Raw genomic sequence first — 25,729 nt, forward strand, 5'->3', positions numbered from 1 at the left:
GAGGAGCAGGCGCCCCGACATCGACCGACGGCGGGGCGCCTCGGCGGCTCACAACCGCGCGAGCTGCTCCCGGAGGTCGTCCAGCCCCAGCGCGCCCATCGCCAGGGCGTCGCGGTGGAAGGCCTTGATGTCGAAGTCGGCACCGCCCCGCTTCCTCGCGTCGTCCCTGGCGGCCAGCCAGAGCCGCTCGCCGAGCTTGTAGGACGGGGCCTGGCCGGGCCAGCCGAGGTAGCGGTCGATCTCGTCGCGCACCAGGTCCTGGTCCTCGATGGTCCTGGTGAGCATGAACTCCAGGCCCAGCTCCGGCGTCCAGCGCTCGCCCTCGTGGAAGCCGGTGCCCTTCGGGATCTCCAGCTCCAGGTGCATGCCGATGTCGACGATCACCCTGGCCGCCCGCAGCAGCTGCGCGTTGAGCATCCCCATCAGGTCGCCGTCGTCGGAGAGGTAGCCCAGTTCGCGCATCAGCCGTTCGGAGTACAGCGCCCAGCCCTCGCCGTGTCCGGACACCCAGCACATCAGGCGTTGGAACCTGTTGAGGCGCTCCCGCTCGTGGACGGCCGTCGCCACCTGGAGGTGATGCCCCGGCACGCCCTCGTGATAGACGGTGGTGACCTCACGCCAGGTGGCGAAGTCGGCTCGGCCGGTGTTCACCGACCACCACATCCGGCCCGGCCGGGACATGTCGTCGCTGGGGCCGGTGTAGTAGGCGCCGTTGCCGCCGCCGGGCGGGGCGATCCGGCACTCCAGGTTCATCAGCGCGTCGGGGATGTCGAAGTGCACGCCACGCAGCTCCCGCAGGGCGGCGTCGGAGAGGTTCTGCATCCACTGTTGGAAGGCGTCCTGGCCGGTGATCTGGTAGCGCGGGTCGGCGTCCAGTGCCGCGGCGGCCTCGGCGAGCGTGGCGCCGGGGCGCAGGACGCGACCCGCGACCTCCTTCATCTCCGTCTCGATGCGGAAGAACTCCTCCCAGCCCCAGGCGTAGGCCTCGGCCAGGTCCAGCCGCGCGCCGATGAAGTAGCGCGACCACAGCTGGTAGATCTCGGGCCCCGAGGCGTCCTTGGCCGGGGCCTTCGGCGCGAGGTCGGCGCGGAGGAACCGGGCGAAGTCGGCGTAGGCCCGGGAGGCGGCGTCCGCGCCCGCCGCCAGCTCGGTGCGCAGCGTGGCGCTCACGTCCGTCCGGTCGTCGGCGCCCTTGATCAACGAGGTGAAGAAGGAGTCGACGTCGCCGCCGCCGGACCAGGTGTCGCACTGTTCGGCGACCTTCTGGACCTGGCGCACCGCCGCGCAGCGCCCGGCGTCGGCGCCCGCGCCCAGCGACACCCGCAGGCCGGCGAGCGCGTCGGGGACGGCTCGCATCCGGGCGGCGATGTTCTCCCACTGCTCCGCGTCGTCGGTGGGCATCAGGTCGAAGATCTCGCGGATCTCCTGGACCGGGCTCGCGATGACGTTCAACGCGGAGGAGTCCAGTCCGGCCTGGTGGATCTCGTCGTGGAGGCCGATGCGCTCCTGGAACACGGCCTTGGCGATCCGCTCGGCGGCGTCGGTCGGCTCGGCCGCCGCCATCGCCCGCAGTGCCTCGGTCCCCAGCTCGTTCCTGGCCGCGAAGCCCTCCGGGGAGAAGTCGGTCAACTTGTGGTCGTGCCCCGGGACGCCGAAGACGGTGGCCTCGTTCGGGGAGAGCGCCACGAAGTCGTCGACGTAGCGGTCACTGATCTCATGGACGCCCTGGGCAGGAGGAGTGGAGGACATGCGGGCACGCTACCTGTTCGTCCCGCGCGGGTCGGCGGCTTTTTCGACCGAGGCCGACGGCGCGGGCAGGCACCCGGGCGGCGCTCCGGCGGGCCGTGGCGGGCGGCGGCACGATGGTGTCATCGGCTCGGCGGCGCCGCCGTGACTCGTGCGGCGGAGCCTCCGGCCGACTGTGCGACGGCGTCGGCGCGAGACGCGGTCTTCCCGACTCGGGCCCTGCCGGAGTGGTCGTCCGCAGGCGTGTGATCAGCGACGACGCCGTAAGACGAGAGATGTTCATACTCCCGAGTGGACCCCTGCTCATCTCAGGCGCGACCGCGGAACCTCCTGCGAAGATGAGCCGGTGGCCCCGATGACCCCCGTGACGCCCGCTCGTCGAAGGGCGTCGGCACTCGCTCTGCTCCTGGCGCTCATCGCCGTGCTCGCGGCCGGGTGTCTACGGCTCGACATCACGATGGCCATCAACGACCAGGATCGAGTCGCGGGACGGTTCGTCGTCGCCGCGCTGCCCACCCGTCCCGACGACGTCGGCCCGGTGATCCAGGTGCCGCCCGGGATGGACCAGCTCATCACCGTCGAGCCGTACGACTCCGACGGTTACGTCGGCACGCTGCTGACCTTCGACAACCTGACCTTCGAACAGCTCCAGGAGCTGGTCGCCCACGGCCCGCAGGCCACCCGCTATCGCTTCAACCTGCGACAGATCGGCGAGAACCTGTCCTTCAACACGACGATGGACCTGAACCAGGTGCGTGAGGAGAACGCCGACATCAGGATCGCCGTCACCTTCCCCGCCGAGGTGGACAACACCAACGGCCGCACCGAAGACCGCACGGTGACCTGGCAGCCGCGGGCGGGCCAGATGAACACCCTGCGGGCCTCGCTGGAGCACGGCGGAGCCGGCGACACCTGGATCTGGGGAGCGGTGATCATCGGCGCGCTCACCGGCAGCGCCTCGGTGCTGATCGGCATCCTCGCCCTGCACGCCCACCGGTACAGCCGCAGGCTGATCCGCCGCTGATCACGAGGGCGGCGCAGGCCGAGCGGGGCCGCGCCGCGATCGCCGCCGAGCCACGCCGCGTCGGTCCGGCCGTCGCGAAACCCGGCCGGACGCCCGACCGCCGCCGATCCGGCGACCGGGCTCAGCACCTCGCGCAGGGTCGCCGCGCGGCCCTCGTCATCAGGGCCGGACCGGCAGCAGTCCCAGCCTGCCGACCACCTCGCGTGTCGCCGTCGCCCTGTTGAGCGTGTAGAAGTGCAGTGCGTCGACGCCCTCGGCGAGCAGCGTCGAGCACAGCTCGGTCACCACCTCGATGCCCTCCGCGCGAAAGGCCGCCGGGTCGTCGGCATGGCGTTCCAGCCTGCGGGCCAGCGCGGGCGGCACGTCCGCACCGGACAGCTCGACCGTCTTGGTCAGCATGCGCTGCGTGGTCAACGGCATGACGCCGGGCAACAGCGGTACGTCGCAGCCCCTCGCGGCGAGCCGGTCCCGCAGTCGCAGGAAGTCGTCCGGCTGGAAGAAGAGCTGGGCGATGGCGAAATCGGCGCCCGCGCGAATCTTGCGCACGAGGTGATCGGCGTCGACTTCCAGATCCGCCGATCGAGGATGGCCGTAAGGAAAGGCGGCCACGCCGACGCAGAACGGCCCCAGCTCCCGGACCAGCCGCACCAGCTCCTCCGCATAGGTGATGCCCTCGGGATGCGGCACCCATTCGCCCATCGGGTCGCCGGGCGGGTCGCCGCGCACCGCCAACACGTTGTGCACGCCGACGGCCGCATACCAGCCGATGACGTTGCGCAGTTCGTCGAGCGAATGGTTCACGCCGGTCAGATGCGCCATCGGCACCAGGGTCGTCTCCTGGGCGATACGCCCGGTGGTGCGGATGGTGCGATCCCGGCTCGAACCGCCCGCGCCATAGGTGATGGACACGAAAGCCGGGTCCAGCGGCTCCAGCTCACGAACCGCACGCCAGAGCCTGCGTTCACTCTCATCGTCGCGTGGCGGGAAGAACTCCACGGAGAACACCGGGCGTTGCGCTCTCAATCGATCCACGACGGCCGTCATGATTTCCAGACTAGGGCCGTCCACATCGTGAACCGCTGGAGGAACGGACGATGCACATGCCCGCTCCGGCTCGATCACGACCCCGCCTGGAGTGACCCCCGTCGCCTTTCGGAGGATGGGGCCCGTGCATTCCTCCCCCCGATCGCCCGCCGTTGCCGATGACGACCTTCCTGACCTGGTACGCGCCGAACTCGTCTCGTTCTTCGAGGCCAGGCAGGCAGCGCTGCGGACGTCGGTGGACGAGTTCGCCGAGGCGACGGATTCGCTGATCGAACTCGTGCTGGGCGGCGGGAAGCGACTGCGACCTACCTTCGCATGGTGGGGCTGGCGGGCGGCGGGCGGCGAGCCGTCGTCGCCGCAGGCGCGTTCGGTGCTGCGCGCGGCGAGCGCCCTCGAACTGATTCAGGGCTGCGCGCTGGTTCACGACGATCTGATGGACGACTCGCCCCGGCGGCGGGGGCTGCCCACGGTCCACGTCACCTTCGCCGAACGGCATCGCCGGTCGGGCTGGGCCACCGGATCGGACCGGTTCGGGATGGCCGCGGCGGTGCTGCTCGGCGACCTCTCCCTCGCCTGGGCCGATGACATGCTCCGGGAGTCGGGACTGTCCACGACCGCCGCGGCCAGGGCCGCCCGGCCGTGGCAGGCGATGCGCACGGAGATGCTGGCGGGGCAGTACCTCGACATGCTCGCCCAGGTACGCGGGGACGAGGACCCGGAGACCGCACTGCGAATCGACCGACTCAAGAGCGCCGCCTACACCGTGGAACGGCCGCTGCACCTCGGTGCGGCGATCGCGGGCGCACCGCCGGAGGTCGTCGACGGGCTCCGCGCCTACGGCCGGGCCGTGGGGGTGGCGTTCCAGCTTCGCGATGATCAACTCGGTGTCTTCGGGGATCCCGCCGTCACCGGCAAGCCCGCGGGCGACGACCTCCGGGAGGGCAAGCGGACGCTGCTGATGTCGATCGGGATGCGACGCGCCGCCGAACAGGCGAACGACTCGGCCTCGGCGATCCTGCGGGCCGCGGTGGGCAACGCCGAGCTGGACGAGGACGGCGTGGCCGCCGCGCGGGCCGTGCTGCTCGATCTCGGCGCGGTGGCGGAGGTCGAGGAGGAGATCGACCGGCTGACCGACCAGGCGTCGACCGAGCTGGCGACCACGCCGATCACGTCGGTGGCGCGCGAGAGGCTCATCGGCCTGGCGGCCTCGGCCACTCGACGTGACCACTGACCGGCGTACCGGACGCCATCACCCGTTCAGCCGCAGGGTCGCTACCCTCGGTGATCACATCGACACTGATGGACACACGATCATGGAATCAGGACTGCGGCAGGCCGAGTGCGCCGGGCCGCCTGTGGGACCATGGGGCCGCGATGCGCGGCCATGACGCCCCCACCACCACAGCCGTGACCACTTCGGCAGCAGGCCGCACCGCACTCAGCCCGCCGAATCACCCGTCGAGAGAACACGCCGTGAGCAACGCGCCCGATCGACTCCACCTTTTCCGCAGGCTGGCCGTATTCCGAAGGCTGGTTCCGCTGCGCATCGTGCTGATCGGCGCGACCGGATCGGTGCTGATCGCGCTCGGTGCGGTCGGTGCGGCAGGCGTGCTCAACCACGATCCGCTCCTCGCGGGCTCCGGGCTGAGCTGGGTCCGATTCGGACACGGACGCGATCTCGCCACCGGGCTGCTCTATCTCGGGCTCGGCCTGCTCGTCTGGGCCTGGGTCCGGCTCGGCCGAGAAGTGCGGATCGAACGAGTCGGCACCCATGGCGTGCTGGCCGCGATCGGCGGCTGGCTGCTGCCGCTGATGTTCACCCCGCCGCTGTTCAGCCGCGACGCCTACAGCTATCTCGCGCAGGGAAACCTCGCCGCGCACGGCATCGATCCCTACGAGATGGGACCCGCCGCGCTGCCGGGCCCGCTCGCCGACAACGTCAGCTGGGTCTGGCAGAACACCCCCGCGCCCTACGGCCCGCTGTTCATCCTGGTCGCCAAGACGGTGGTGATGATCACCGGGCAGAACCTGATCCTGGGCGTGCTGCTCATGCGGCTGGTGATGGTCCTGGGCCTGGTGCTGATGTGCTGGGCGCTGCCCGGCCTGGCCCGGCACCTCGGCGGACGCGGCGACGTGGCGTTGTGGCTGGCGGCGGCGAACCCGCTGATGCTCGTCCACCTGGTGGGCGGTCCGCACAACGACCTGCTCATGGTGGGCCTGCTCGCGGCCGGTGTGCTCGTCACCCTCGACCGCCGCCACGTCCTCGGCATCGTCCTCATCATGCTGGCCGCCGCGATGAAGGCGACGGCGGTGATCGCGCTGCCGTTCATGGTGTGGATCTGGACGGCCCGACTGCACGGCTCCGCGCGCTCGCGCTTCCTGCGGGCGGCGAGCGCCACGCTCGCCGTGTCGCTGGCGGTGTTCACCGCCTGCACGCTGGTGGCGGGCGTGGACCTCGGCTGGATCAGCGCCCTGCAGACCTCGTCGCTGATCGTCAACTGGCTCTCGGTGCCCACGGCGGTGGCCCAGATCGCGCATCTGGTGACGGGCTGGTTCGTCAGCGCGAGCCTGCCAGGCTTCCTCACCGTCACCCGGATGCTGGGCTTCGCCGCCTTCGCGGCCGTCGCCCTCTGGCAGTGGTGGAAGGCGCGACGCGGCGGGCCCGAGGCGGTCTACCACGCGACGATCACCCTGTTCGCGCTGGCGCTGCTCTCCCCCGCGACACTGCCCTGGTACTTCAGCTGGCCGCTCGCGCTGGCGGCGGCGCTGAAGTGGCCCGGCTCGGCGACCGTGGCCGCGGTGTGCGGCTCGGTGTGGCTGCTGCTGGTGACCTTCCCCAGCGGCGACACCGCGCTCTACTCCTGGTTCTACCTGCTCGGCGCGCTGGGCGTGTCGGTGCTGGCGGCGGTGTCGCTGGTCCGCCCGGACCCGCTGCGGCTCTCGAGCAGGGACCGGCGCGCCCATCCGGTCGGCTCGCCGCCGTCATCCGGCTGAGGCGCGCCGCGGAACACGCTCGCGCGGATCGCTGTGACCGGGGTCGGGCCGCCGGCCCGGCCCCGGCTCCGTCCCAGGGGGCTGGGGCTCGGTCGGCGCAGGCGTGTTCCGCCGTTCGTCCGCGACGACTCCGACGACTCCGCGCCGACCACGACGCGGTCACCGCGGGGCGCTCCATCACATCCGGCGACGCGACGGACACGGTACGCGCCGGGAACAGCGGCCTCAGGCAGGTTCGTCGCCGAACAGTCCGAATCCCAGGTGGGGCACGGTCTCGCCTGCGCCGTCCGAGGTGACCGACCGCGCGTCCGGCCTGTGCTGTCGCAGGCAGGCCCGCAGACGCTCGTCGGCGCACTCGATCACCCAGCTGGTGCTGTCGAAGGCCACCAGGGCGATCACGGGTGTCCAAGGCAGCCGAGGAACCAGCCGTCGATCACCTGGAGATCGGGCGCGGTCAGCGCGAGCAGTCGCAGAGTGTCGATCTCGGGACCGTCCGAGGCCGCCACCAGGTCGGCCCACCGGGGACGCGCGGCAGCCTCCTCCACCGCAGCGCCAACGCAGCGCCAAGCCGTCGTGGCCGAGACACACCACCAGCTCGGCGAGTGGGAGGTACCTGCCGTCGCGCCAGGCGGGCAGGCCGATCAGTCGGCGACGGTCGCGGGCCGCGGCCGTCGACCGAACCGCGTCGGACGGCGCTGCGGCCGAACGACCGCTCGGCGGCGGCATGCCGGGCGGTGGCGGGCCCGGCATCGGCGGACTCGGCGTCAGCGGACTCGGAGCGGGGGCCCGTATGGAGAGGACCCGGCGGCGGAGGACGGGGCGGACCCGGGGCAGACAGACTCGGCGCACGCGCACACGGCGCAGCCGGACTCAGCACAGGCACCGTCGACCGACGCCGGACGCGATCCGACGCCGTCCCCTCGACGATCGGCGGACACCCCGCCCGGCGGCTCGCCCTCGGCCGCCACGCCGCGTGCCGCCGTCAGAAGGCCATGGCCTGGGCGCGGCGACGCACCTCGCGACCCCGGTTCTCCCGCAGCGCCGTGAGCGGCGTGCCGGGCAGCGTCTCATCCTCGGTGAACATCCACCGCAGGATCTCCGCATGACTGAACCCGCCGTCCCGCAGGACGGTGACGGTGCCCGGCAGGCCCTTGACGATGGTGTCGTCGGTGAGGAACGCGGCGGGGACCACGGCGATGCCGTCGCGCCGCAACGCCAGCAGCAGGCCGTCTCGCAGCATCTGATGAACGCGGGTGAAGGGAACGCCGAGCCGATCGGCGACGTCCGGCAACGGCAGGACCTCCACCTCGGGGTCGAGCACGTCCGGGGCGGTGGGGAACTCACTCACACCCACAACCCTGCCACAGTCCGGCTGCGCCGCCCTCCACCGGTGGAGGTGGTGGTGCTCCGTACGATCGCAGGTGTGAACCGACGGGAGGCGCACGTCATCGGCACGACGCTGGAGGGCCGGTACCGAATCGACTCGGTGATGGCCAGGGGCGGCATGTCGGTCGTGTATCGGGGTGTGGACCTTCGGCTGGATCGACCGGTCGCCGTCAAGGTCATGGATCAACGCTTCTCCGGGGACGCGAGCTTCGTCCGGCGTTTCGAGCTGGAGGCCCGGTCGGCGGCCCGCCTGCATCATCCGTCCGTGGTGACGGTGCACGATCAAGGCGTCGACCGCTCCCAGGCAGGCGACCAGGTCTTCCTGGTGATGGAACTCGTCGACGGCGGCACGCTGCGCGATCTGCTGCACGAGCGCGGCACGCTGCCGCCGGACCTGGCGTTGAGCGTGCTGGAGCCGGTGCTCGCCGCGCTGGAGTCGGCGCACCGCAACGGCATCGTCCACCGGGACATCAAGCCGGAGAACATCCTGATCAGCCGGGACGGCGCCGTGAAGGTCGCCGACTTCGGCCTGGTACGGGCGCTGGCCGACGCCAAGACCACCAGTGACAGCGTCATCCTCGGCACGGTGGACTATCTCGCGCCCGAGCAGGTGACCACGGGCGAGACCGATGCCAGGGGCGACGTCTACGCGACCGGCGTGGTGCTCTACGAACTGCTGACCGGGGTGCCGCCGTTCACCGGGGACACGCCGTTCTCGACGGCCTACCGCCATGTCAACGATCGGGTTCCCGCACCGGGAACGCAGATCACGGGGCTGCCACCCGCGTTGGACGAGCTGGTGCTCCGGGCCACCCGGCGGGAACAGGATCAGCGGCCCGCCGACGCGGGCGTGCTGCTGCGAGAACTTCGGGAGACCAGGGCGGCGCTGGGACTCTCGGCGGTGACCGTGCCGGGCGTGGCCCCGGCCGCGCCCGCCCCTGACGCGGGTGGCGGACGGGCGACCGTCGGGGAGCCGGACGTCGAGACGGCGGCACACGGCGTCGACGGAATCGGACGCGACGCCGGGCCGTCCGCCGATCTGGACGCCCCGACCATCCGCACGGTGCTACCGCCCAGGGGAGGACCCGGTGGCGGCCCCGGCGCGCCCGCAGGCACGCCCGCCGGTGCGGGCGCAGGCCCCCGGGCCACCAGGGCGCTCTCCCGATCCGAGCTGCCGCAGCCGGAACAGGAGTCGCCCGCACCCGTCCACGCCGCGCGGGCGGGCGGCGTCGGCGGTGATCGAGGCGAACGCGGCAGGCGGGGGCGGCGGGGCAGGGCGGGCCGCGACGGGAGAGGCGGGGGCGGCGGCCTGTTCGCCCTGACGTCGAAGCGGATGATCGCCCTGGTCGTCGTGCTCGTCCTCGGGCTGCTGCTCTGGTGGTGGAACAGCTCGCAGTGGACATCGGTTCCGTCGCTGGCGGGCATGGAGTCGGAGCGCGCCGAGTCGGCGTTGCACAACGCCGATCTCGAGGTGCGGCTCGATCCGACCCCGCACGACGAGATCGAGGCCGGTCAGGTCATCGAGTCCGTGCCGGATGAGGGGCGGCGGCTGCGGCGCGGCTCCGAGGTCCGGCTCCGGGTCTCCACCGGCCGGCCGACCGTGCCCGAGATCGCGGCGGGCGCCACTCGGGAGGAGGCGCTCGCGCAGATCGAGGAGGCGGGACTCGAACCGGTCGTCGACGAGGAGCTGGCCGAGTTCAGCACCGAGGTCGAGGAGGGCGCGGTGGTCCGGGTCGATCCGGAGGTCGGCACGGCGCTGCCCATCGACGGCGAGGTGACGGTGATCCTGAGCAAGGGACCGCCGCCGGTGCCGGTGCCCGATGTCGCGGGTCTGTCGCGCGATGACGCCTTCAACACCTTGCGTGAACAGGGCTTCGAGCCCGTCGAGCTGGAGGCGGAGTTCTCCGAGGACCTGGACGGCGGGCACGTGATCCGCACCGACCCCGCCGCCGAGACGATGATCGCCCAGCCGGGGGCACAGGTCGGGGTGGTGCTGTCCAATGCGGTCATCGCGCCGTATGTCACCGGCGACACCCTGAGCGAGGCACGCGAGGCCATCCGGCGGCTGGGGTTGGAGATCGAGGTCAACCAGCTCTTCGGCGGCGACAACGCCAGGGTGCTCGGTCAGTTCCCGAGCTCGGGCGCCCGGTTGCGCCCCGGGGACACGATCACGGTGAACACCCTATGACCACCAGCATGTTCGATTCGGGTAAAAACGGCCTGCGCGGCATCTATGCTCAGGCTGACTGGACGACAGTCGAGGCAGGGAGCACATGATCGGCAGCCGGGGTCGCGTCACAGGAAAGATCGGGCCCGGTCTGGTCGGCGAGGTGATGATCAGTATTCGCGGCGGGGTGGAGGCGTTCTACGCCTATCCGGCCGAGGCCGAGGAGATCATCGAGCCCGGTGAGCAGATCCTGGTCGTGGACCACCAGCCGCCGCGCAGTGTCTACGTGCAGCGCTGGCTCCCCCTCGGCTGATCGTCTTGTTCGGCGGCGAGCCATTCGTCGCCGTCCGACTTCTACCGTTCTGGGGAGCACCACATGCCCGAGGGAATTCTTCTCGTCACCGTCTCGGTGGTGGCGGGAATCCTCGTCTTCATCGTCCTGCTGCGATTGCTGTGGAAGGTCGCCGAGCCGAACGAGGCATTGATCATCTCCGGTCTCGGCACCGGCTCCACGCCCAAGAGCAGGCCGGACAGCATGGGCTTCAAGATCATCACCGGTAAGGGCACGATGGTCATCCCCGGTTTCCAGGTCGCACGCAGGCTGTCGCTGGACACCAATGGAGCGAATCTTCAGGTCTCCTGTGTGACACAGCAAGGACTGCCGGTGACCGTCCGCGCGGTGGTGATCTACAAGGTCGGTGACGACTTCGTCTCGATCGCCAATGCGGCTCGACGATTCCTTGATCGTCAGGACGGGATGAACAGCACCATTCACGAACTGTTCTCCGGACATCTCCGCTCGATCTGCGGCGGGCTCACCATCGAGGACCTGATCCACAATCGGGACGCGCTCACGGGCGCGGTGCGGCAGTCGTCCGCCGACGAGATGAGCAAGCTCGGCCTGGTGATCGACTCCCTGCAGATCCAGGAGATCGACGACGAGTCGGGTTACATCCTCAACCTGGGCAAGCCGCACGCCGCCGCCGTCGCCGCCTCCGCACGGATCGCCGAGGCCGAGCGCGACCAGGAGGCCACCGAGGCCGAGCAGCAGGCGGCGGCGAAGAAGGCCGCCTCGGTGCGGGAGAGCGAGATCCAGCAGGCCGGCTACCAGGCCGAGATGGACGAGGCACGGGCCCGGAGCAGCCAGTCCGGGCCGCTCGCCGAGGCCAGCGCGCGGCAGGAGGTCGTCGTCCAGGAGACCAGGGCGGCCGAGCTGGAGGCCAACCTCTCGGAGCAGCGGCTGTTGTCCGAGGTCAGCAAGCCCGCCGACGCCAAGGCGTACGAGATGCGCACCGTCGCCGATGCCGAGCGCGACGCCCGCATCGCCAAGGCACAGGCCGAGGCGAAGGAGACCGAGCTCCGCGCCGCGGCGGACGCCACCAGGGTGAAGACGGCGGCGCAGGCCGAGGCCGAGGCCACCAAGGCACGTGGTTCCGCCGACGCCGAGGCGACGCGGGCGACCGGTGAGGCAGAGGCCGCCGCCGCACGGGCCAAGGGTATGGCGGAGGCCGACGCGGCCAGGGCCAAGGGTCTCGCCGAGGCCGAGGGCATCCGGGCTCGCGCCGCGGCGCTGGCGGAGAATCAGGAGGCCGTGGTCGCCCAGCAGCTGGCGGAGAACTGGCCCGAGATCGTCAACGCGGGCGCCAAGGCGTTCAGCAACGTCGACAACATGGTGGTGCTCAACGGCGCCGACGGGATGTCCGAGCTGTTCGGCAAGGCGCTGTCCCTCGGGGGCACCGGCCTGGGCCTGGCCAAGACGCTCATGCAGTCGATGCAGCACGACGGCGTCGCGGAGAAGTCCACCACGCAGAACGGGACCGTGCACACGATTCCGGTGGAGCGGGACGAGCAGCCCAGCCAGAACTGACTCCGCGCCGACGTCCATGCGTGTGGCACCTCTCGGCTCCTGCGGCCGTCCGTCGGCCGGTCGTTCGTCGACCGGCCGACCGTCGGGTGCCCCGGGGGCCTGTGTTCGGCCGACGGGTATCCCGGCCGAGGACGAGCGCCGCGCGTGGATGGTCGGGCCGGGGCGACGAGCCTCGGAGGGCTCCGACCGGGCCGCGAGGTCGATCACGGCGGGACTCCTCCCGGCCCGCCCGTGACGACGCGGTGCCTCGACGCCGACGCGCGGGCCTCGCAGGTCCGTCGGCTCCGGCGGACGCACGTCGGCGGGCGGAGCGCCGATCGCGACCTCCCCCGCCGCCCGCCGACAACCTCCCCCGCCGCCCGCCGCCCGCCGACAACACCGACGACGCCGCTCAGCGCGCCTCGTCCGGCGGCTCCGACCACTGCGCCGACTCCTCCGGCCGCGCCTCGTAGGTGACGGCGGGGTCGTCGTCGGCGGGCGGCTCGGGGTCGAGGGCCTCCTCCGCGCGGGTGCCGCGGTTCGCCCTCGTCAGACCCTCCACCTCACTGCTCAGCTCGTCGTCCAGCCGAGCACCATGCTTGTCGCTTCCCCGTTGCACCATGTCGGTCTCCTCCAGTTCGTCGGCTGTGTCTCCGCTCCCCACTCGGGGGTCGGCGTCGGCCCGCCATGGCGGATCACCGAGGTATCGGGAACCGCAGCAGCGCCCCGACGCCGTCGGGCACGGCACTCACCGGGTCGATCACGAAGAGCTGGGCGTCGGTCGCGGCGGCGGCCAGCGCCACGGCGGAGTCGACCCGACCGATGCCGGTGTCCTGTGGGCCCGTGTCCTCGTCGCCTGGATCGAGCCGGATGTCGGTGACGTCGTCGCCGACCGTGACCGTCCGGTCCATTCCGTCGGACGGCAGCAGGATCGTGTCGACCGCCCCCGCCTGCAAGGCGGCCACCACCCGTTCCGGCCCGGTCACCGCCAGGCCGGCCCGGCCGGCGGCGAGCTCCGCCCGAAACCGGTCCAACACCTGTCCCGCCTCGTCGGCGAGGAGCTCCGCGGCCAGGCGTTGAACCTCCTCGGCCAGGGCGGCCCGATCGGTTCCGGCGGCGCGTCCGCCGTGTTCGGCCTCCACCGCGATCGACCTGCTGCGTGCGGGCAGCGCGGCCAGCACCTCGGTCCGGGCCTGCACCTCACCGGCGATCACGATCATCCGAGTGCCGACCTCGGCGGCGGCCCGGTCGACCTCGTGCGCGATCTCGGCGGCGTTGTGCGCGGCGGTGTTCTCCACCCGGCGCTGCACGCGATTCTGCGACCAGCCCAGGCCGCGCACCTTGTGCACCGGACGGTGGGCGCCGTCCACCGTCCGGTCGGTGCGCCAGCCGCCGTCCCGGACGTGCACTCCGATGTCGGCGCCGATCCGGTCGACGACCGCCACCACCACCGGCTCCTCGGTGGCGACGGCCGCCAGCAGCGGGAAGACGTCGGGCACGCGGGAATAGGCGGTGATCGTGTTCTCGGGAGGCTCGGAGATCAGCCGGTCGAGCAGGATGGTGCCGTCCTGTGCCACGACGGCCCGGCCCGCCCGGCCGACGGCCCACGGTTCCGAGCTCAGGGCCTCGTCCAGGGCGGACAGCGTGGCGGCGTCCACGCCCCGATCGGCCAGCTCCTCCTCGACCGCCCGTCGTCGTAGCGCGATCGCGCGGTTGGCCTCCTCGGTGTCCCGCGTGACGTCGAGATACGCCACCGCGCAGGGCCCCGACCTCGTGGTGAGCTCTCGCAGCAGGCCCAGCTCCATGTCGTCACACTCCCCACTCGTCGCCGACTCGTCCGGTCGTCGACTCGTCATTCGACTCACTCGACGGTTCCTCTTCGCATACCCCGACAGGGCGACCACCACACGTGGCCGCCCTGGAACGGGATCACCGGGGCGCCACGACGGGGTGCATGAGTTTCCTCGGACGGGGGTACTCCCCCCGATGCAGCCCGACAGCCGACAGGAGGAGTGCGATGAGCGAGCACGAGCTGCCGCAGCCCGGTGCCAGTGACCAGGAGCTGCTGTCGGTGTCGGAGGAACTGGACGAGGACCAGCTCGACGTCGATCCGCTGGAGAAGGGCGTCGAACCGCCGGAGCGGTGGTCGCGGGAGTCCGAGGCGGGTGTGACACCGCGAGAGATGGTCGAGGGCGAGACGCTCGATCAGCGGCTCGCGGCCGAACAGCCGGAACGGGTCCGTGACGACGCGCCGGACTGGCCGCCGACGGAGGTCCCCCTGGAGGATCTCGACACGACGGTGGACGAGGTCGCCGTCGACTACCCGGTGGACGAGGACGGGGTCAGTCAGGGCGACGTCGACCTGGAGGAAGGCGTCGAACCGGACGAGGGAATGGAACTGCAACCGTCCGACGTGGGGCCGACGGGCGAGGCCGAGGAGGACTTCACCGCGCTGCGGGCCGACCCGACCGGGTCCGCCGAGGAGGCGTCCATCCGTCGCATCGCCGAACCGGAGTGAGCGGGGGTCCGGCGCCGTGCTCGACGCCGGACCCCGTCCCGGTGTCACCGGAAGGGACCCTGCCCCGGTCCCCGAGGACTCCGACCAGGTCAGGAGGATTCGGGCCGGTCAGGAGCACCTGCCTCGCAGGCGGAGCATCCTGACCCGGTCGAGGCCGACTCGCGTCCGGCCGGGGTCGGCCCTGCGGCGGCCGCCCCCGATCCTGTCATCGGGCGGCGGCGGACCGGTCAGCCCGCCCGCAGGACCTCACGCAGCACCTGCGGATAGTCGGTGATGACGCCGTCGACGCCGAGGTCGATCATGGCGCGCATGTCGGACTCCGCGTTGACGGTCCAGACGTTGATGTCCAGGCCGAGCGCGTGCACCTGGTCGACCAGAGCCTGATCGGTCAGCGTGTGACGGGGGTTGGCCTGCTGGGCCCAGCCCGCCGCGTCGGCCAGCTCGGCATCCGTCGGACGGGCGCCGAAGAGCAGCCCGACGGAGACCTCGGGCAGCTCGTCGTGGAACGCCCGGGTCTCGTCGTGGTCGAACGACTGCACGACCAGCGAGTCGGTGGCCACCGCACGCGGCAGGTAGCCCGGGATCTCCCGGAGCGCGTCGGCGACCGCCTTGCCGAGGTCCTCCTCGCCCGCGCAGACCTTCACCTCGAGGAGCAGATCCGTACGCGGGCCGAGTGCCCGGATGCCCTCGCGCAGCGTCGGGATCGGCTCGCCCGCGAACTCCGGCGACAGCCAGGAACCGGCGTCGAGTCGGGCCAGCTCGTCGCTGGTGAAGTCGCTCAGCGCGTAGGACTCGCGGTCGGGGAAGACCTCCTCGACGTCGGTGGTCCGTTCCAGCGTGCAGTCGTGAAGGAGCACCAGCTCGCCGTCGGCGGTCCGCTGCACGTCGACCTCCACGGAGTCGGCGCGATGCTCGCGGGCCGTGGTGATCGCCGCGAGGGTGTTCTCCGGTGCCACGCCGGAGGAGCCGCGATGAGCGATCACGTCGGGCCGGTCGGAGCGGCCCGGCTCGCCTGCCGCGGCGGTCGCGATCGGTGCCGTCAGCCCGGCGACGAGGAGGGAGACGACCAGGGCGGGCCGGGCCGATCTGGAGAGACGCATGGGGTTTCCTTTCGACGTGCCGTCGCGGTACGGAGTGCCACCGCAGGTCACCCTGGCAGATCCGTTACCGGATCGACACCCCCGAAGTCGATCGTCCGCCACGCCTCCGGAGCTGTCCCCGTCCCGGCGCGTCAGCCGCCGACGGCGGCGAAACACCAGGTAGACGGCTTTCCTTCGTGGAAGGCGGCGGCGAGGTTCGAGCGAGGCGGGGCGAGGTCAGTCGTCGCGCAGAGTTCGCGTGCCGGTCGATCGGCGTTGGTCGGACGGACGCGAGACGACGACCGGTCACCGTCACGAGGCCGGGTCGCGCCGTCGGTTCGCGGGCGGTCGGCGGAGTCGGAGGCCGTTGGAGGGTGGGGCGGAGGCGCGGGCATGTCGGGTCCGGGTCGGTACGCGGGCTCGGCGTCGTGAGCACCGAGCCGCGTCCGTCCGGTGCGACGCGGGCCGGATCGGCGGCGCGCTCGGCGGCCGACGGACGTCGTCGTGCGGGCGGTCAGGCCACCAGCGCGGCGACCCGGGTACGGACCTCCTCCAGGGTGGGGGCGAAGACGTCGCCGGGGCACTGGGTCACCGTCCAGTCGCGATGTCCGGAGATGGTCCGCACCGTCCTGGCCGCGCCGCCGGTGGGGCTCGCGTAGTGCGTCGTCCCCGTCGGGTCGAGCCCGCACAGCAGGCATAGCGCGGCGAGCGTCTCCACGAGGGCGTCGATCGCCGCCCCGGTAGGCGGTGCGCTGGTGAAGTCGCCGAGCAGGCAGACGCCGATGTTGCCCGCGTTGTGGCTGCCGACGTGTCCGGCGAGGACGGAGCGCGCCGCGCCCGCCGCGGGAATGCCGTCGAACACCGGCATCGTGTCCGAGCCGGAGAACCGTCCCTCGTAGACCCGGCCTTCCGGGTCGATCAGCAGGTGGTAGCCCAGATCGCCCCAGGCCCGGTCCACCGCGTGGAAGCGGTAGATCGCCCGCACCGAGGCCGCCCGGTCCTCCTCGAGTTCGATGGCGGAGTGGTGCACGGTGAGGCACTGCACCGGATCGAACGTGGCGGGCCAGTTGCGCAGGGACTCGTCGGCTCCCCAGCCCGCACGGCTGATCGCCTCCAACGTCGCACCGGGCAGTGGCAGCAGCCGGGGGCCGGAGGTGTCGGCGGCGGGCCCCGCGAGCACGGCCACCGGCTCGAACGGGCCGACGCCCTCCGCGATCTCCACCTGGAATCCCGTCGCGCCCTCGGGGGCGAGCACCAGGTCCGACGCCGAGGCGGGCTTTCCGTCGGGGGCCTCGGCGGAGGGCCGCAGCGGTCGCCACGGACCGAGGCTCCCGTTCGTCTCGAATCTGATCCCGCCGAGGGCGGCTCGTCCCGACCGGTCGGGTTCGGTTCTCGTGTCCGAGGGGAACACCACGCCGACGTGGTCGAAGTCGCCGGGTCGGATGACGCCGTCGGAGTCGGGTTCGAGTCCGACGCGGCGGGCCGCGCCGTCGCCGGTCACGTCGGCAGGGGCGGCGCCCTCGGGGGCGGCGAACACGGCTCCGGGCGATCCGACGATCATCCAGGCTCCGGCGCTCAGTGCGGCGGTCAGCATCTCGCGACGAGTGGGCACGGCTCTCCTTGGCGATCGAGGTGCGGACATGTGGTGGCCAGGAAACCCGCGGCGATGACTCGAATCAACTACGACAATTCCTTGTGAATGAATCTCAAGAAAAACCCCCTGTCCGAGTGGTGGATATCCACTCGGACAGGGGGTTCCCTATCTCAGACGAGTATGCCAAGGCCGCGTGCGGCTCGTGGCGAACTCGTCAGGACGTCCGGGCGCGGGCCGCGTCGGCGTCGCGCGGTCGTCAGCTAGTTCGCGAACGGAACGCGCAGTTCGGAGACGAGTCCCTCCGCCGCCGTCGCGGCGACTCGCAGATCGGTCGACGACTGGCCGATGGCGCTCCAGACCTCGATCCGCACCGTTCCCCCGGTCAGGTCGCCGAGGCTGCCGCTCTCGCTCACCAGCGTCGCGTTCGGACCGTACTCCTCCCAGCCGGGGACGGGGTCGGTGGCGAAGTAGGCGTAGGTCTCGACACGATCGAACGTCCCGTTCCCGGTCAGGTCGTAGCTCACCCGCAGCTGGGTGCCGTTGCCGACGGTGTTCCCCGCGTCGAGGAACAAGGAGAAGGCGGTCTCGCCGCCGTCGAAGGACGCGGTCAGACCGTCGATCTCGTACACCAGCGGCTGATGCGGCGTTCCATCGTGATTGCCGCCCGCCGCCGAGGGGATGACGTCGACCGCGGCGCCGGTGCCGGGCGCCCGGCCCAGCCCGTTGCCGCCGAGGTAGAGCCTGCCGTCCACGAGGTCGCCGGGCTCGCCGGGCTCCTCGGGCTCCTCCGGCTCGCCGGGCTCCTCGGGACCGCCCCCGCCGCTGCCCGTGGTGGAGGCGAGGGTGCCCGCGGGCACGTCGAGGGTGGCGCCGTCGGAGAAGGTCACCGTCCTGGCCGAGGAGTCGGGGTTGAACGCGGTGTAGGTGCGCTGTCCCCCGTCGGTGAAGACGGCGTAGTGCGCCGCGTCCGCGGTCACCGAGGCGTCGACGTTGCCGACCTCGGCCAGCGTGGACACCCACTGGTAGGTGTGTGCCTTGGACGAACCGGCCTCCGGCTCGTAGGTCTGCCACTGCGACTCGAACGCGGCCAGCCCCGAGGCCGGATCGCCCATCGCCTGATAGGCCCAGTGGATGTCGCGCCACACCTGCGGTTCGCCGCCGATCCGGTCCACCAGCGACTGGTGCATCGCCGTCACGTGTTCCGGCCGAGTGCCGTGGTACAGCGAGGAGGCGGTGATCGGCAGGTAGTTGATGCCGTAATGCTCCTCGTCGGAGCCGTCCCACCAGATGCCGTAGTCGCCGCCGTCGCTCCACACCATGCCGACGACGTCGGCCGCGTAGTCGGCGGGGAAGGTGTCGGAGTCGGCGTTCTGCCAGTACGGCGCGACGGTGCTGGCCTGCGTGGCATGCAGGTAGACGCCGAGGTCGCGGATGTCGTCGTCGCCGGTCAGCGAGCCGAAGAGCGCGACGGCGCCCGCGAAGTGCATGCCCTCGGAAGACGACTCCTGGTTGTTGCCGGAGCCGAAGCCCGCGTGTCCGGACGCCCAGCCGTGTCCCGCGTAGGGCGAGAAGGCACGCAGCAGCGGGAACCGGTCGTCGGTCCGATCCCAGTTGTTGGCGTCCTTGATGATCAGCTTGACCATGCCGCCCCACTGTTCGTCCGAGGCCCAGGCCGGGTCGTACCTGGCCAGGGTCGCGGCGGCGGTGACGAAGTAGCCGAAGTGGAAGTCGTGGTCGTTGAGCTCCTGGTCGGCGCCGAAGCTGGCCGGGTAGCCGGTGAGCGCGCCCCACTCCGCGTCGTACCGGAAGAGCGCCGAGTCGCCGGGGCCGGAGTAGGTGAGCCAGTCCTCCATCTTGCCGCGCACCAGGGCGAGCAGCTGGTCACGGCCCTCGGTGTAGCCGATCGAGTCGGCGATCGGCACCAGCTGCGACAGCCTGCCCAACGCCTTGCCGACCCAGTAGGTGTCGGTCGAGCCGCGCCACGGGTCCTCGTGGTCGATCTCCTCGTCGATGAGCTGCCGAAGCCGATCGTGGTCGGCGGCGGCCACGGTCGGCAGGCTCGGCAGGATGCCGTTCGCGGGCAGCTCGGTGCTGAAGCCCGTGCCCTCGACGACCCGCATCTCGCCTCGGGGCGAGACGTAGGTCAGGTCCGTCACGTCGCTCGTGGCGTTCTTCCACTGATGCGGGTAGAGCGCGACGAGGGTGCCGGTCTGCGAGCCCTCCTTCGCCTCGGTCTCCACCTGGAAGTCGGTGGTCAGCGAGGCGCCCGCCTCGTCGTAGTCCCAGGTCACGGTGGTGCCGGTGACGAAGGAGTAGGCGTAGGTCTCGAAGGCGGCCAGGTCCGCGGGGTCGGGCAGCACCGCGACGGAGAAGTAGCCGTCGGCGCCCAGCTCGGCGGTGAAGGTGTTGCCCGAGGAGGTCCAGGCCGAGGAGGAGGGGGCGAACAGCGCGTAGTGGTTGCCGTTGACCGTGGCCCCGACGACGCTGCCCTCCTGGTGCCAGACCTCCGGGGGCGCGCTGAACTCGACGTCGGCAGGCCCGCCGCTGCCCTCGGCGTACACGAAGGGCAGGCCGTGTCCGATGGTGGTCCGCAGCTCACGGCTGCCGTCCGACCAGTACGGGGTGACGGTCCAGTCGCTGTAGGAGTCCACACGGGTGTCCGGGGACGCCAGCCCGGAGAGGCCGAGCCGCAGGTCCTCCCGGAAGCTGTACTCGTACTTCGGAGCGGTGCCCACGATGCTCGACGAACTCGGGTAGCCCACGGCGAGGCCGTCGCCCCAGGCGTGGAACGCCAACGGGTGCGGGAACATGTTCTCGCCGTGCGGGTTGTCCGGTGCGTATCGCTGGAAGATCAGCGACGACCACCAGTCGTTGGTCGGCGCGGGGCCGGTGAAGTCGTCGGTGACCTTCGGGGAGACGGGCAGCCCCTGGATGTCCGACGGTCCTCTCGCGCCCGCGGGCAGTTCCGTGGTGTAACTGCCCGCACCGATCGACACGGTCTCGGCTGAGGCCGTGCCCTGCACGAACACGAAGATTGAGCAGGCTAACGCGGATGTGGTCACCGCTGCCAACCATTTGGGCATCGTCGCCCTGGCCATGGTCCGACCTCCTGGTCGTCGCGATCCCTCGCGGACGATCGACCGTCACGGCCCGGCGACGGAGATTCGCCTGCGCACGTGATCGTCCGACGGGTTCTCGGGTCTGACTCGCACCTGCGCCGGCTCTGTGAGAGCGCTCTCTCAGCGAGGTGGGGAAAGTTAACAACGAGATCACGAGCACGGTCAATGGGCCGAACGGAGTAGCCCTGGGACACCGAGTGCGCCGCCGAGGACAGAAAGCCGCCCGAGGACAAACTGCACTACCAGGGGATTCGTCGCCGATGACGGTCGCCTACGACACGAATGGAGCAACGCCGAATCCCGGCGAGGGAAATCACGGATTCGGACTCTTCGGGCGGAACGGGGGCGTAGACGACACCGAAGACTCCTGCACGCCGAGGCCGCCCGGCAGGAGAGCCCCGGCCGTCGTCGAGCGTCAGCCGAGCCGATCGGCCTTGACGGCACCGAGGAACGCACCGAACGTCACCTGGGCGACGACGAGTGTCTCACCCGCCCGGTCCTTGGTGTCACGGATGCCGACGACGCCGGAAGCCTGACCGACCTCGACACAGGAATTGGCTCCCGCGCTGCGGCTGGACTTCCGCCACCGCTTGATGTCGTCTCCGACCACGTCATCCCTCCATCTCGGACAGACGCCGCCTGATGAGGCGCAGCGATTCCCGCCCGCTCAGCACGGTGGCCCTCAGGCTGGCCGCGGCCCTCGTGTATCCCGCCACCTCCGCGGCGTCCACGACGAACATCACGCTCAGAAGGCTGTCCAGCGCGACGAGGGGCACGGCCACCGGGAACTCGAAGAGCTGGAACTCGGCCTTGGAACAGCTCGTCGGGACCAGCACGGCGGCACTGGCCGAGCTGCGGGCGAAGCCGGACGAGTACGAGAAGGCCGAAGCCGCGGCCGAGTCTCAGGCGGCCGGATCTACCCCGTCGACGAGGAGAAGCCGTCGATCCTGGTCGTCACCATCAGCACGCGGGCCGACGCCTACCAGCTCGTCCGCCGACATCTCGGCCGACGACCACAGCGTGGCACAGCAGCGTCATGGCCAGTCCCTGCCAGGACGACGGCGACCCCGCTCTCGTGCCGGGGCCGCCGGCTCGTCCTGGAGTACTCCGGCGCGTGGTGATCGTGGCGTCGTGCCGTGATCGTGGTTCGGACCGGGGCATCCGGTCAGGCGCGCAGCATCTCCGCGACGAGGAACGCCAGTTCGAGGGACTGCTGGGTGTTCAGCCGGGGATCGCAGGCGGTCTCGTACCGGCCCGCGAGGTCGGAGTCGGTGATCTCCTGGGCGCCGCCGAGGCATTCGGTGACGTCCTCGCCGGTCAGCTCGATGTGAATCCCGCCGGGGTGGGTGCCCAGGCCGCGATGCACCTCGAAGAAGCCCTGCACCTCGTCCACGATGCGGTCGAAGTGGCGGGTCTTGTACCCGGTGCTCGACTCGTGGGTGTTGCCGTGCATCGGGTCGCACTGCCAGATGACCTTGTGGCCGGAGGCCGTGACCTTCTCGACGATCGGCGGCAGGACGTCGCGGACCTTGGCGTTGCCCATCCTGCTGATGAGGGTCAGCCTGCCGGGGATGTTGTCCGGGTTGAGCCGCTCGACGTACTCGACGGCCAGCTCCGGCGTGGTCGTCGGGCCGATCTTGAGACCGATCGGATTGGCGATCAGCTCCGCCAGGGCGATGTGCGCGCCGTCGAGCTGCCGGGTGCGTTCGCCGATCCAGAGGAAGTGGGCGGACAGGTCGTACAGCCTGCCCTCGTCCAGTCGCAGCAGCGCGCGCTCGTAGTCCAGCAGCAGCGCCTCGTGGCTGGCGAACATCTCCACGGTCTGGAGATTGGAGTCCTGCACGCCGCACGCGGCCATGAACCGCAGGCCCCGGTCGATCTCGTTGGCCAGCGCCTCGTACCGCTCTCCCGCCGGGGAGTTGAGCACGAAGTCCTTGTTCCAGTCGTGCACCTTGGCCAGCCCGGCCATGCCACCGCCGGTGAGGGCGCGGACCAGGTTCATCGCCGCGCCGGCGTTCGCGTAGGCGCGAATCATGCGGGACGGGTCGGCGACCCGGGCCTCCGGGGAGGCGACCAGCGAGTTGACGATGTCGCCCCGGTAGGACGGCAGGCCGAGGGCGTCGATGCCGGAGGAACGCGGCTTGGCGTACTGACCCGCGATCCGTCCGACCTTGACGACCGGCATGCTCGCGCCGTAGGTCAGCACGACCGCCATCTGGAGCAGGGTCCGGATGTTCGCCCTGATGTGCGGCTCGTTGTTGCTCGCGAACGTCTCGGCGCAGTCACCGCCCTGGAGCAGGAAGGCCCGCCCCTCGGCGACCTCGCCCAGCTGGGTGCGCAGCCGATCGACCTCGGCGGGGACGGTGACGGGCGGCACGCTCTCCAGCACGGTGCGCACCTTGCCGACCGCGTCCGGGTCGGGCCAGTCGGGTTGTTGGGCGGCGGGCTTCGACAACGCCGTGTCCAGCCGGTCCCGAAGCTCTGCGGGAAGCGGGGGCAGCGACGGAAGAGTCTCGACCGGTACGTCGACGGTCCATATCACAACCCCCAGCCTAGCGGTCGGGCTCGCCGACCTGCGGCGACCGTCGTCGCCACCCGGGGATCGGCGGCGGGCGGCCGGGCAAGGCCCTTCCGTCGCGATCTCACCGACCGAAGAGGCAGAGAACCGCTGCCCGTAAAGGCAAGGTATGAAGGCGGACAGGGAATCGACATATCGCGGTCCCACCATCCCCGATCAAACCGAGCAGTCTGGTGTCGTCGTCAATCCGAAGGCGCGTGCGCTGTGCGGGATTCGCGTGACTCGCTCGGGACGGAAACCAGTTTCACGCTCAGGCTCCGACGGGCCCGAACAACCAGATGGAGAACATCACGGTCATGCCCGAGTCGTACCACAGGATCGTGACCGGTCACCAGGCCTACCAGGACCGCATGGCCGGAAACTCGAACCCGCTCCTCATGGTGTCGTGCCACACGGGTGCGCCGGAGAAGAAAGAGGCGTCGAAGTTCACCGACGCACTACGCCAGAGCGGCGACCATCGGTTGGTCTACGCCCCGGACAGCCTGGCGAGCCACGGGGTCATGCCGGATGACCAGGCCGTCATCTCGGTTGATCGAGTCAACAGGGTTCCCACTGGATACAACGGATTCTGGCTGGAGAACTGGATGACGGCGAACAGGCAGGCGGATCCGGCGCCGAGACGGGGTGACCACCCCTCGACGAAGGCGAACATCGGATGAGAGGGTCGATCACCACGGCGACCCGGTTCTCGACGCTCCGCAGGAGTCGGACGAGGATGGGCGTCTGTGGCGGTGCGCCACCCGACTGTGATGCTTGGAATGACGCCGGTTCGTCTGCGCGGCGTCCGCGGGCCGAGCAGACGAGGCGAGACACCGGTGAGTTCTGTCCGCTCGACGGACGACGAGCATCAGAGAGGGACCGACGATGAGTAATCCTTTAGTGGCTGATGTGGTGGATTCGACGTCGTCGACGTCGGGGTTGTCGTTGGTGGAATCGGTGAACTCCACCAGCACCGCCATTCAGAACGGCGACTGGCTCGAAGCGGGCCTGGGCACCGCAGACCTCGTCATGACCGCCCTGGACCCCTTCGCCGCCATCATCTCCAACGGCGTCGGCTGGCTCCTCGAACACGTCGGACCCCTCTCCGACGCACTCGACTCCCTCGCAGGCAACCCCGACGAGATCCGCTCCCACGCCGAGACCTGGACCAACGTCGCAGGCGAAGTCAACTCCGTCTCCACCGAACTCGGCAACCTCATCAAGTCCGACATCACCACCTGGACCGGTGCCGCCGCCGACGCCTACCGGGAGCGCGCCGCCGACACCGCCAACCTCATCCTCGCCGCGGGCAACGCCGCCCAGGGAGCCGCCGACGGCATCCAGCTGGCGGGCGAGGTCGTCACCGCCGTCCGCGACGCCGTCCGCGACATCATCGCCGACGTCGTCGGCTCCATGGTCTCCTGGGCACTCCAGGTGTTGTTCACCCTCGGCATCGGACTCATCTGGGTCGTCCCCAAAGTCGTCGCCAAAGTCGCCCAGACCGCCGCCAAGATCGCCCAACTCATCACCAAGCTCACCTCGTCCATGTCCAGACTCACCCCACTACTCAAAAAACTCGGCGACGACTTCGCCAGCGCGGGCAACGGCCTCAAAGCCATCAAGACCAGCGACAACCACCACGCACGCAGCCTCGACGCACCCCCGACGATCAACCCCAGCGCCAGCCGAGGCGGCGGCGACTCCGGACCGGCCGTCACCCCCGACGCCACAGGCGGGCCGACCAACAGAGGCGGCGGCGCATCGGGCGTCTCGCCCAACAGCACCACGCCGGACACCTCCCGAGGCGCACCCGACATCAACACCTCCGGCAGCGTCAATCAGCCCCGGTCGGCCCCCGGCAGCACGATGCCCGGCCTCGGCGGGAACAACACGCCGGCGGCACCCGCCCCCGCGCCCGGCCCGTGGGGAGCCAACCCGCCGACGATCGAGGGCAAGCCGAGCCTCGGATTCGGCATGTGGAACTCGAAGTTCTCGGCCGACAAGGTCACCCAGCACACGATCAAAGACCAGCACGGGCGGCCGCTCGGCGTTGGATTCCCGTCGCAGAAGCAGGACGTCAAGGCCGACACCATCTGGGGTGCGAAGCCGAACCAGGCCTGGAAGTTCAAATACTTTCAGGCGCCGCACGACCCGAAGAACCCGAACGCCACGGAGAGGCCGGCCCCGTGGGCGATCAACTCCCCGCTCGGGTCGACGCCGTTCCCCGTGCTGGCACACGGCAGCAAGAACAAGTTCATCGTCGAGGCCGCCATCGGGCCCGGCGGGGCGAAGATGGACGTCGAGCTCTCCGGCAGCGAGTATCACAAGCTCCTCAGCAGTCACCAGACATACAAGAACGCCATGAACGGCAACGAGAATCCGCTGCTCCTGGTGTCCTGTGACACCGGAGCGGGCAAGGCGGGCAAGGACTTCGCCGATGCGCTCGGCAAGAGCAGCGACTCCAAGCACGACGTCTACGCGCCGACGACCACGGCGTGGACCTCGGCTACCGCCAACACCCCCGACGGGACGTCGAGTCGTCCGCCCGCCACGGCGGATCTCAAGGTCGACGCCGAGAGCAGCAGCTCGCCGGGTCGGTTCGTGCGATACCCGCATCAATGACGTCTCGTTCCGCGATATCCCCGCATCCCGTCT

General features: G+C 70.8%; 23 protein-coding genes. 10 read left to right on the forward strand and 13 right to left on the reverse strand.

The window, feature by feature from the left end:
- Positions 1-48: 48 nt before the first annotated feature.
- Complete coding sequence (locus AHOG_RS22795) at positions 49-1,749, reverse strand: DUF885 domain-containing protein (protein ID WP_093943164.1); 1,701 nt, start codon at positions 1,747-1,749, stop codon at positions 49-51.
- Between AHOG_RS22795 and AHOG_RS28870 the strand changes: the two genes are divergently transcribed.
- On the forward strand, positions 1,748-1,894 hold the full coding sequence (locus AHOG_RS28870; protein WP_157737002.1) for a hypothetical protein: 147 nt from the start codon (positions 1,748-1,750) through the stop codon (positions 1,892-1,894). The two genes, AHOG_RS22795 and AHOG_RS28870, sit on opposite strands and share 2 nt — an antisense overlap.
- A 207-nt stretch (positions 1,895-2,101) precedes the next feature.
- Positions 2,102-2,770, forward strand: a complete 669-nt coding sequence (locus tag AHOG_RS22800; protein ID WP_093943165.1) for a DUF3153 domain-containing protein — start codon at positions 2,102-2,104, stop codon at positions 2,768-2,770.
- A gap of 159 nt (positions 2,771-2,929) precedes the next feature.
- Here the strand turns inward: AHOG_RS22800 and metF are convergent, their stop codons facing one another.
- Positions 2,930-3,814: a methylenetetrahydrofolate reductase [NAD(P)H] gene (gene metF / locus AHOG_RS22805; RefSeq protein ID WP_093943166.1), complete on the reverse strand. Its 885-nt coding sequence runs from the start codon at positions 3,812-3,814 to the stop codon at positions 2,930-2,932.
- A gap of 115 nt (positions 3,815-3,929) precedes the next feature.
- Here metF and AHOG_RS22810 point away from each other — a divergent pair, with 115 nt between their 5' ends.
- Positions 3,930-5,045, forward strand: coding sequence for a polyprenyl synthetase family protein (locus tag AHOG_RS22810; protein ID WP_093943167.1), 1,116 nt, complete (start codon positions 3,930-3,932; stop codon positions 5,043-5,045).
- A 68-nt stretch (positions 5,046-5,113) separates the two neighbouring features.
- Positions 5,114-6,808 carry a polyprenol phosphomannose-dependent alpha 1,6 mannosyltransferase MptB gene (gene mptB / locus AHOG_RS22815; protein ID WP_245856399.1) on the forward strand — a complete coding sequence of 565 codons (1,695 nt, stop codon included), beginning with the start codon at positions 5,114-5,116 and terminating at the stop codon, positions 6,806-6,808.
- 225 nt (positions 6,809-7,033) lie between these two features.
- Here the strand turns inward: mptB and AHOG_RS28875 are convergent, their stop codons facing one another.
- From AHOG_RS28875 to AHOG_RS22820, 3 genes are all read right to left on the reverse strand, one after another.
- Complete coding sequence (locus AHOG_RS28875; protein ID WP_157737003.1) at positions 7,034-7,207, reverse strand: hypothetical protein; 174 nt, start codon at positions 7,205-7,207, stop codon at positions 7,034-7,036.
- On the reverse strand, positions 7,204-7,353 hold the full coding sequence (locus tag AHOG_RS28880) for a hypothetical protein (protein ID WP_157737004.1): 150 nt from the start codon (positions 7,351-7,353) through the stop codon (positions 7,204-7,206). The genes AHOG_RS28875 and AHOG_RS28880 overlap by 4 nt, the downstream gene beginning before the upstream one ends.
- A gap of 437 nt (positions 7,354-7,790) precedes the next feature.
- Positions 7,791-8,156: an Rv2175c family DNA-binding protein gene (locus AHOG_RS22820; RefSeq protein ID WP_245856400.1), complete on the reverse strand. Its 366-nt coding sequence runs from the start codon at positions 8,154-8,156 to the stop codon at positions 7,791-7,793.
- A gap of 75 nt (positions 8,157-8,231) precedes the next feature.
- Between AHOG_RS22820 and AHOG_RS22825 the strand changes: the two genes are divergently transcribed.
- From AHOG_RS22825 to AHOG_RS22835, 3 genes are all read left to right on the forward strand, one after another.
- Positions 8,232-10,382, forward strand: coding sequence for a Stk1 family PASTA domain-containing Ser/Thr kinase (locus AHOG_RS22825; RefSeq protein ID WP_376700105.1), 2,151 nt, complete (start codon positions 8,232-8,234; stop codon positions 10,380-10,382).
- A gap of 145 nt (positions 10,383-10,527) precedes the next feature.
- Positions 10,528-10,674, forward strand: a complete 147-nt coding sequence (locus tag AHOG_RS22830; protein WP_245856401.1) for a hypothetical protein — start codon at positions 10,528-10,530, stop codon at positions 10,672-10,674.
- A 63-nt stretch (positions 10,675-10,737) separates the two neighbouring features.
- Positions 10,738-12,228: a flotillin family protein gene (locus AHOG_RS22835; RefSeq protein WP_093943169.1), complete on the forward strand. Its 1,491-nt coding sequence runs from the start codon at positions 10,738-10,740 to the stop codon at positions 12,226-12,228.
- A gap of 391 nt (positions 12,229-12,619) precedes the next feature.
- Here the strand turns inward: AHOG_RS22835 and AHOG_RS22840 are convergent, their stop codons facing one another.
- Positions 12,620-12,829, reverse strand: a complete 210-nt coding sequence (locus tag AHOG_RS22840) for a hypothetical protein (protein WP_157737005.1) — start codon at positions 12,827-12,829, stop codon at positions 12,620-12,622.
- 73 nt (positions 12,830-12,902) lie between these two features.
- Positions 12,903-14,063: a baeRF2 domain-containing protein gene (locus AHOG_RS22845; RefSeq protein WP_157737006.1), complete on the reverse strand. Its 1,161-nt coding sequence runs from the start codon at positions 14,061-14,063 to the stop codon at positions 12,903-12,905.
- A 161-nt stretch (positions 14,064-14,224) separates the two neighbouring features.
- Here AHOG_RS22845 and AHOG_RS22850 point away from each other — a divergent pair, with 161 nt between their 5' ends.
- Positions 14,225-14,725, forward strand: a complete 501-nt coding sequence (locus tag AHOG_RS22850) for a hypothetical protein (RefSeq protein ID WP_093943172.1) — start codon at positions 14,225-14,227, stop codon at positions 14,723-14,725.
- Between the two features lie 227 nt (positions 14,726-14,952).
- On the opposite strand, the gene AHOG_RS22855 is transcribed toward AHOG_RS22850, so the two are convergent.
- From AHOG_RS22855 to AHOG_RS22880, 6 genes are all read right to left on the reverse strand, one after another.
- Complete coding sequence (locus tag AHOG_RS22855) at positions 14,953-15,825, reverse strand: glycerophosphodiester phosphodiesterase (RefSeq protein WP_093943173.1); 873 nt, start codon at positions 15,823-15,825, stop codon at positions 14,953-14,955.
- A gap of 493 nt (positions 15,826-16,318) precedes the next feature.
- On the reverse strand, positions 16,319-17,416 hold the full coding sequence (locus tag AHOG_RS22860; protein ID WP_157737007.1) for a peptidoglycan recognition protein family protein: 1,098 nt from the start codon (positions 17,414-17,416) through the stop codon (positions 16,319-16,321).
- Positions 17,417-17,658: 242 nt separating this feature from the next.
- The gene (locus AHOG_RS22865; protein ID WP_093943175.1) at positions 17,659-20,496 is read right to left on the reverse strand and encodes a glycosyl hydrolase; all 2,838 of its coding nucleotides are present in this window, start codon (positions 20,494-20,496) and stop codon (positions 17,659-17,661) included.
- A 436-nt stretch (positions 20,497-20,932) separates the two neighbouring features.
- A complete protein-coding gene (locus AHOG_RS22870; protein ID WP_093943176.1) occupies positions 20,933-21,127 on the reverse strand; it encodes a DUF397 domain-containing protein in 195 nt (64 codons plus the stop codon).
- Position 21,128: 1 nt separating this feature from the next.
- Positions 21,129-21,353 carry a Scr1 family TA system antitoxin-like transcriptional regulator gene (locus AHOG_RS22875; RefSeq protein ID WP_093943177.1) on the reverse strand — a complete coding sequence of 75 codons (225 nt, stop codon included), beginning with the start codon at positions 21,351-21,353 and terminating at the stop codon, positions 21,129-21,131.
- Between the two features lie 329 nt (positions 21,354-21,682).
- Positions 21,683-23,059: a class II 3-deoxy-7-phosphoheptulonate synthase gene (locus tag AHOG_RS22880; protein ID WP_093943178.1), complete on the reverse strand. Its 1,377-nt coding sequence runs from the start codon at positions 23,057-23,059 to the stop codon at positions 21,683-21,685.
- Between the two features lie 356 nt (positions 23,060-23,415).
- On the opposite strand from AHOG_RS22880, the gene AHOG_RS22885 reads away from it, so the two are divergent.
- On the forward strand, positions 23,416-23,754 hold the full coding sequence (locus AHOG_RS22885) for a hypothetical protein (RefSeq protein ID WP_157737008.1): 339 nt from the start codon (positions 23,416-23,418) through the stop codon (positions 23,752-23,754).
- A 205-nt stretch (positions 23,755-23,959) separates the two neighbouring features.
- On the forward strand, positions 23,960-25,696 hold the full coding sequence (locus tag AHOG_RS22890; protein WP_157737009.1) for a WXG100 family type VII secretion target: 1,737 nt from the start codon (positions 23,960-23,962) through the stop codon (positions 25,694-25,696).
- Positions 25,697-25,729: the final 33 nt, after the last annotated feature.

Origin of the sequence: Actinoalloteichus hoggarensis (assembly GCF_002234535.1) — a bacterium.
Classification (GTDB): domain Bacteria; phylum Actinomycetota; class Actinomycetes; order Mycobacteriales; family Pseudonocardiaceae; genus Actinoalloteichus_A; species Actinoalloteichus_A hoggarensis.

Bases quoted from the DNA above. Each gene is read 5' to 3' on its own strand.
- metF (WP_093943166.1), bottom strand. From the start codon at position 3,814: ATGACGGCCGTCGTGGATCGATTGAGAGCGCAACGCCCGGTGTTCTCC.
- AHOG_RS22855 (WP_093943173.1), bottom strand. From the start codon at position 15,825: ATGCGTCTCTCCAGATCGGCCCGGCCCGCCCTGGTCGTCTCCCTCCTC.
- AHOG_RS22835 (WP_093943169.1), top strand. From the start codon at position 10,738: ATGCCCGAGGGAATTCTTCTCGTCACCGTCTCGGTGGTGGCGGGAATC.
- AHOG_RS22865 (WP_093943175.1), bottom strand. From the start codon at position 20,496: ATGGCCAGGGCGACGATGCCCAAATGGTTGGCAGCGGTGACCACATCC.
- mptB (WP_245856399.1), top strand. From the start codon at position 5,114: ATGGACACACGATCATGGAATCAGGACTGCGGCAGGCCGAGTGCGCCG.
- AHOG_RS22795 (WP_093943164.1), bottom strand. From the start codon at position 1,749: ATGTCCTCCACTCCTCCTGCCCAGGGCGTCCATGAGATCAGTGACCGC.
- AHOG_RS22840 (WP_157737005.1), bottom strand. From the start codon at position 12,829: ATGGTGCAACGGGGAAGCGACAAGCATGGTGCTCGGCTGGACGACGAG.
- AHOG_RS22810 (WP_093943167.1), top strand. From the start codon at position 3,930: ATGGGGCCCGTGCATTCCTCCCCCCGATCGCCCGCCGTTGCCGATGAC.
- AHOG_RS22850 (WP_093943172.1), top strand. From the start codon at position 14,225: ATGAGCGAGCACGAGCTGCCGCAGCCCGGTGCCAGTGACCAGGAGCTG.
- AHOG_RS22830 (WP_245856401.1), top strand. From the start codon at position 10,528: ATGATCAGTATTCGCGGCGGGGTGGAGGCGTTCTACGCCTATCCGGCC.
- AHOG_RS22890 (WP_157737009.1), top strand. From the start codon at position 23,960: ATGAGTAATCCTTTAGTGGCTGATGTGGTGGATTCGACGTCGTCGACG.
- AHOG_RS22800 (WP_093943165.1), top strand. From the start codon at position 2,102: ATGACCCCCGTGACGCCCGCTCGTCGAAGGGCGTCGGCACTCGCTCTG.
- AHOG_RS22845 (WP_157737006.1), bottom strand. From the start codon at position 14,063: ATGACGAGTCGACGACCGGACGAGTCGGCGACGAGTGGGGAGTGTGAC.
- AHOG_RS28870 (WP_157737002.1), top strand. From the start codon at position 1,748: ATGCGGGCACGCTACCTGTTCGTCCCGCGCGGGTCGGCGGCTTTTTCG.